This window comes from Desulfosarcina cetonica JCM 12296, from assembly GCF_001311845.1.
Lineage (GTDB): Bacteria > Desulfobacterota > Desulfobacteria > Desulfobacterales > Desulfosarcinaceae > Desulfosarcina > Desulfosarcina cetonica.
Window position 1 is genome coordinate 1 of record NZ_BBCC01000299.1, and the last position, 4,678, is coordinate 4,678.

The window sequence follows — 4,678 nt, forward strand, 5'->3', positions numbered from 1 at the left end:
TCAGCGACGCTGCAGGTCGGCGGCACCGGCCGGCCCGAGGGCTGGGATCAGGCGGGTCTTGGTCTTGCCGGGTACCGGGTAGCGGCCGAAGATAATCAGCGTCGGGTTGAAGGTTGATAGGCGCATGGGGTCCGTGGGTTTCTCTTTCTCCTCACCTAGGGGTGCCGATCCGGGTTGGTTTGCATGCCCGTGTCTACCACACTCACCAGCCAAAGTACATCAACCCGCGCCGCCGAAAAAATGCTGAAGGCGTTCATGCCATGGGTTATCAGCCTTGGGGAATGGCTCTTTACCAATCGTTCCCGGATGTGTATGCTTTTGACACGCGATACCGCCGAATGATGGTGTAATCCTTCAAGCCCAAAGGGAGCATTCCATGAACAGGGAAACCGCGATGTTGATTGTCCCCCGGGGAACCCCCGTGCAATTTGTTGATGAGGTCAGTGGTGCATACACGGAAGGAATGTTCATCGGCCCTGAAACGTGCCGGGATTATATCGTCCTGCCAGCGGAATCCGCGCAAAAGACACCCCGTGTGGGCGAGCCGCTTTTCGCGCGATATCGGATCCAGGATCACATGATTGAATTCCGATCAGCGATTCTTGAGCTAATCGACTACCCGATGACCATGTGGCGCATCCAGGCGCCCACCACGATCGACTATTTCACCCTCCGCGCGCACCATCGGATTCCATGTGCCTTGCCGGCCAGTATCGAGATTGACCAGCAGGGGTTTTTTGTCCCCGGAATCATCCGAAATATCAGTAAAAGTGGTGCGCGTTGCCTTTTTCGGGGGGTGTCCGGCGGACCGCAGCTGGTTCAAGCCAATGATCCTGTCACCCTGCGCTGCAGCTTTCCCGGCCTTTTTGGAAAGCAGGTCGCCAACGGCAGAATCGCCACGGTTCTGCAGCGTGACGACGAGCTTTCCGTGGGCATTCAGTTCACCGACACCCAAGACTGGGTTCCTTCCTATCATTGACGGATTCGTAAAAAACCCGATATCGGCGTTACGCTTCATCCTTCGTCACTGCGGCGTACGCAAAAGTACGCCTCATTCCTCAGGATTCGCAAGCCTTGATCTCGGGCTTTTTACGAATCCGTCGGAAATGCGACTTTTTACGAGTCCATCATCATTGAGGGGTTCTCCGGACCGATTCCGCGACTCCGGCAAGCCGCCTGAAGCGGTATTTTGCATGCCCTTGTGCGTCGGGCCCCTGCGGCCGTCTAAAGCCCGCAGGCCACGCCGGTGGTCAGCGCTTGTTCCAGGTCCGCCAAAATATCCGCGATATCCTCGATGCCCACGCTGAGGCGAATGAAGTCCGGCGTCACGCCAGCGGCGCGTTGCTCCTCTTCGGACAGTTGTTCATGGGTGGTGGATGCGGGGTGAATCACCAGGCTTTTGGCGTCGCCGATATTGGCCAGATGACTGATCAGGCGTAGGCTTTCAATGAATTTAATCGCCGATGCCTGGCCGCCCTTGATGCCGAAACCCACCAGGCGCCCTGCCCGTTGGGAAGGTATTTGTCCACCAGATGGTGGGTCGGTGACGATTCCAGACCGGGGTAGCGCACCCACGCCACACAACTGTGTTGCTCCAGGAAACGGGCTACGGCCAGGCCATTTTCCGAGTGGCGCTGCATTCTCAGGTGAAGGGTCTCCAACCCCTGCAAAAACGTCCAGGCGTTGAAGGGGCTGAGCGCCGCCCCCATGTCCCGCAAGCCCAGGACCCGGGCGCGCAGGATAAAGGCCAGGTTGCCGAAGGTTTCGACGAATTTCAGGCCGTGGTAGGCCGGATCGGGATTGACGAAATCGGGAAACCGGCCGGAAGCGGCCCAGTCGAAGGTCCCCGCATCCACGATCACCCCGCCGATGGACGTGCCGTGACCGCAGATGAATTTGGTGGCCGAGTGGATCACGATGGCCGCGCCATGCTCGAAAGGCCGCAACAAATAGGGTGAGGTGACGGTGTTGTCCACCACCAGGGGAATGCCATGCCGCTTGCCGATGGCGGCGATGGCGGCGATATCGACGATATCCAGTTTGGGATTGCCGATGGTTTCCACGAAAAAGGCCTTGGTCCGGTCGTTGACGGCCGCGTCCCAGGCGTCCAGATCGCTTGGGGAAACAAAACGGGTTTGGATGCCCATCTTTTTAAGGGTATGCGTAAAAAGGCTCACCGTTCCCCCGTAAAGCTCGGAAGAGGCGACAATTTCGTCACCGGCCTGGGCCAGGCTGAGAATCGTCAGTGTCTCGGCGGCTTGGCCGGAGGCCACGGCCAGGGCGCCGACCCCGCCCTCCAGCGCGGCGATGCGTTTTTCGAACACATCCGTGGTGGGATTCATGATACGGGTGTAGATATTACCGAATTCCCGCAGTCCGAAAAGGTCGGCGGCCTGCCGGGAACTGTCAAAGGTGTAGGATGCGGTCTGATACAGGGGAACCGCCCGGGAATGGGTGGTCGGATCCGGTGTATGACCGGCGTGAATGGCCTTGGTTGCAAATCCGCGGATAAAGTCGTTCATGATCATATCTCCTTTGGCCGGCGGGCGGATGGAATGGACAAACAAAAACGCCGCCTTCCCCTTTGCGGGAAAGGCGGCGGCAGCGAAGCCCGTTGCCCTGTACGGTCAGGGCCGCATGTTTCCCCTCTTGCGGGCTGGAATTGGCACCTTGTGATCCACAGGTTGCCGGACGGTCATCGGGCCAGGTCCCTCTCGCCGCTCTTCATGATATAATTTCAGAAAGTAATTTTCGTAACACGGTTGTCAAGGCGTGCTGGCCCGGCCGTCCATGAATTCGTTGACCTGGTTCTGGAAGGTCCGATAGGTCAGCATCATGTCATGGACCGCTTTTTATCGGGAAAAAGTCGTTGAAGACATCTTGATACACATGGTAGGCGAGCCGGTCGACACCAAGGCCGGTGTCGACCATCATGGCCACCATGTCGGCCAGGTAAAGGGTTGCCGTGGCCGGGTCGTTACGGGAGGCCAGGTTGGCCAGATGGTGGTTTTCGATCATATAGATCATGTGCGGGCTGAAATTCCACTGCTTGGCGATGATGCCGCCAAGGGCCGTGTGATCCATGCCGAGAACGTCCTTTTCCGCTTCGACGAAACTCATCCCCCGATCGGAAACCAGCCGTTGAATGGTGTCCAGCTTGTCGGCGACATACTCGTGGAGAATGACCTTGCCGATATCCTTGAGCAGCGCGGCCGTGTAGATGGCTGGCAGGCTCATCAGGTCGCGTTGCTTGGCAAGGGTTCTGGCCACCATGGCCACGGCCAGGCTCTGCCGCCACAGGTCACCTTTGGCCAACCCGTATCCCGCCTGGGCGCGATCGAGATTCCCGGAAAGGTTCTGGGACAGGACCATCTCCACCACCTGTTGCTGACCCAGCATGGAGACGGCCTGTTGAACCGAATCCACCTTCACGGCCAATCCCAGGTATGCGGAATTGGCGGTTTTGAGAAGATTGGCCGTGATGGCCGGATCGCGTTCGACGACCCGCATCAACTCGCTCAAGGGCGCTTCGGGGTCATTGGCCAGGGCCAGGACTTTGTGGATAATGATCGGGACGGGTTCCAGTTTGTCGATTTTTTTAAGAATGCCGGAAAGATCGGTCATTTTCAGCGAATTCCTCGAACATCGGTTGGGTGTTGCGTCATCGATATCATGTGCGTGGAAAGAAGCATTTGCGGCTCGTTTCCACAGATATGATCGGTCTTTCGCTGGAGCGCATTAATTAAAATTGATGGACTCGTAAAAAGTCGCATTTCCGACGGATTCGTAAAAAGCCCGAGATCAAGGCTTGCGAATCCTGAGGAATGAGGCGTACTTAGCGTACTCCGCAGTGACGAAGGATGAAGCGTAACGCCGATATCGGGCTTCTAAGGAAGTGACCCGAAATTCGGGTCACTTCGTGAACACGGATATTTCCCCGCAAGGGGTAAACTGCTTTTTACGAATCCGTCAAAATTGCTGCATCCGTTCGTGCAAACGCCTGGCCTGCAGGCAAAAGGCCTCCAGCCGGGCGGTGGTGATCTGGGGAAAGGGGGCCCCGTCACTCTCGATGGCCAGAAACGGCAAGTCACCCATGCCGGTCAGGATGGTCGACAGGCGCGGATCGCCGGCAGCTGCGGCCAGGCGATCCGCCGGGGTCATGATTTCGCTTAAAATCGATTCGGCCAGGCGGTTGGGCATGCAGCCGAAGGGGCCGATGGCAATCACCCCGCAGGCGCTGGCCGCGACTTCCCGCAGGCGCTGCCCACGGTGAGGATGGCCTCTCCATGATGATCGGGAGCCAAGTGCGGCTGGGCATGATCGATGATATCGGCCAGGTCGACGGCCGCGCCGTGAACCAGGCCGGAGCCGGCCAGGCGGTTGCGAATACGCGTTGCGCTGATGGTCATGGCGCGGCGTTTAAGCCAGATCCCCATGCGTTCCCGCCATCCCAACGGGCCGCGGGGCGAGTGTCCCGTGGCCAGGAGCCAGTCCGCATAGTAAATCCATTCGGCCACCGGGGCGCACACACAGGCGAAGCCCAGCTCGGCCAGCCGTTCGGTGATGAATTGCCGGGATAGCCGTCGCGGCGGACGAAAATCTCACCCACCAGGGCGATGACCGGCACGGCCGCCGCCGGCCGTTTCAGGGCGATGGTTCGCAGTTGGCGGGCGGCCTG

General features: G+C 58.9%; 7 protein-coding genes and 1 riboswitch. Of the genes, 1 reads left to right on the forward strand and 6 read right to left on the reverse strand.

Going from position 1 to position 4,678, the window contains the following annotated elements; translation table 11 throughout:
• Window positions 1–126, reverse strand: coding sequence for a hypothetical protein (locus JCM12296_RS48585; RefSeq protein WP_281492239.1), 126 nt, complete (start codon window positions 124–126; stop codon window positions 1–3).
• A 250-nt stretch (window positions 127–376) separates the two neighbouring features.
• On the opposite strand from JCM12296_RS48585, the gene JCM12296_RS32395 reads away from it, so the two are divergent.
• Complete coding sequence (locus tag JCM12296_RS32395; RefSeq protein WP_054701795.1) at window positions 377–979, forward strand: PilZ domain-containing protein; 603 nt, start codon at window positions 377–379, stop codon at window positions 977–979.
• Window positions 980–1,224: 245 nt separating this feature from the next.
• On the opposite strand, the gene JCM12296_RS46550 is transcribed toward JCM12296_RS32395, so the two are convergent.
• The 5 genes from JCM12296_RS46550 to JCM12296_RS32415 all read right to left on the reverse strand — a co-directional run bounded on the left by JCM12296_RS46550 (window position 1,225) and on the right by JCM12296_RS32415 (window position 4,517).
• On the reverse strand, window positions 1,225–1,494 hold the full coding sequence (locus JCM12296_RS46550) for a PLP-dependent transferase (RefSeq protein WP_246805223.1): 270 nt from the start codon (window positions 1,492–1,494) through the stop codon (window positions 1,225–1,227).
• On the reverse strand, window positions 1,431–2,522 hold the full coding sequence (locus tag JCM12296_RS32400; RefSeq protein WP_246805225.1) for an O-acetylhomoserine aminocarboxypropyltransferase/cysteine synthase family protein: 1,092 nt from the start codon (window positions 2,520–2,522) through the stop codon (window positions 1,431–1,433). Before JCM12296_RS32400 ends, JCM12296_RS46550 begins: the two co-directional genes overlap by 64 nt.
• Window positions 2,523–2,632: 110 nt before the next feature.
• A riboswitch (SAM riboswitch) is annotated at window positions 2,633–2,733 on the reverse strand.
• 105 nt (window positions 2,734–2,838) lie between these two features.
• Window positions 2,839–3,624, reverse strand: coding sequence for an HDOD domain-containing protein (locus tag JCM12296_RS32405; protein WP_054701798.1), 786 nt, complete (start codon window positions 3,622–3,624; stop codon window positions 2,839–2,841).
• Between the two features lie 345 nt (window positions 3,625–3,969).
• On the reverse strand, window positions 3,970–4,227 hold the full coding sequence (locus JCM12296_RS32410; protein ID WP_054701801.1) for a hypothetical protein: 258 nt from the start codon (window positions 4,225–4,227) through the stop codon (window positions 3,970–3,972).
• Window positions 4,224–4,517 (reverse strand): hypothetical protein, encoded by a 294-nt coding sequence (locus JCM12296_RS32415; protein WP_157068107.1) that lies wholly within the window; start codon window positions 4,515–4,517, stop codon window positions 4,224–4,226. The genes JCM12296_RS32410 and JCM12296_RS32415 overlap by 4 nt, the downstream gene beginning before the upstream one ends.
• Window positions 4,518–4,678: the final 161 nt, after the last annotated feature.

Coding starts and splice junctions, on each gene's coding strand:
- JCM12296_RS48585 (WP_281492239.1), bottom strand. CDS start 126: ATGCGCCTATCAACCTTCAACCCGACGCTGATTATCTTCGGCCGCTAC.
- JCM12296_RS32405 (WP_054701798.1), bottom strand. CDS start 3,624: ATGACCGATCTTTCCGGCATTCTTAAAAAAATCGACAAACTGGAACCC.
- JCM12296_RS32400 (WP_246805225.1), bottom strand. CDS start 2,522: ATGAACGACTTTATCCGCGGATTTGCAACCAAGGCCATTCACGCCGGT.
- JCM12296_RS32395 (WP_054701795.1), top strand. CDS start 377: ATGAACAGGGAAACCGCGATGTTGATTGTCCCCCGGGGAACCCCCGTG.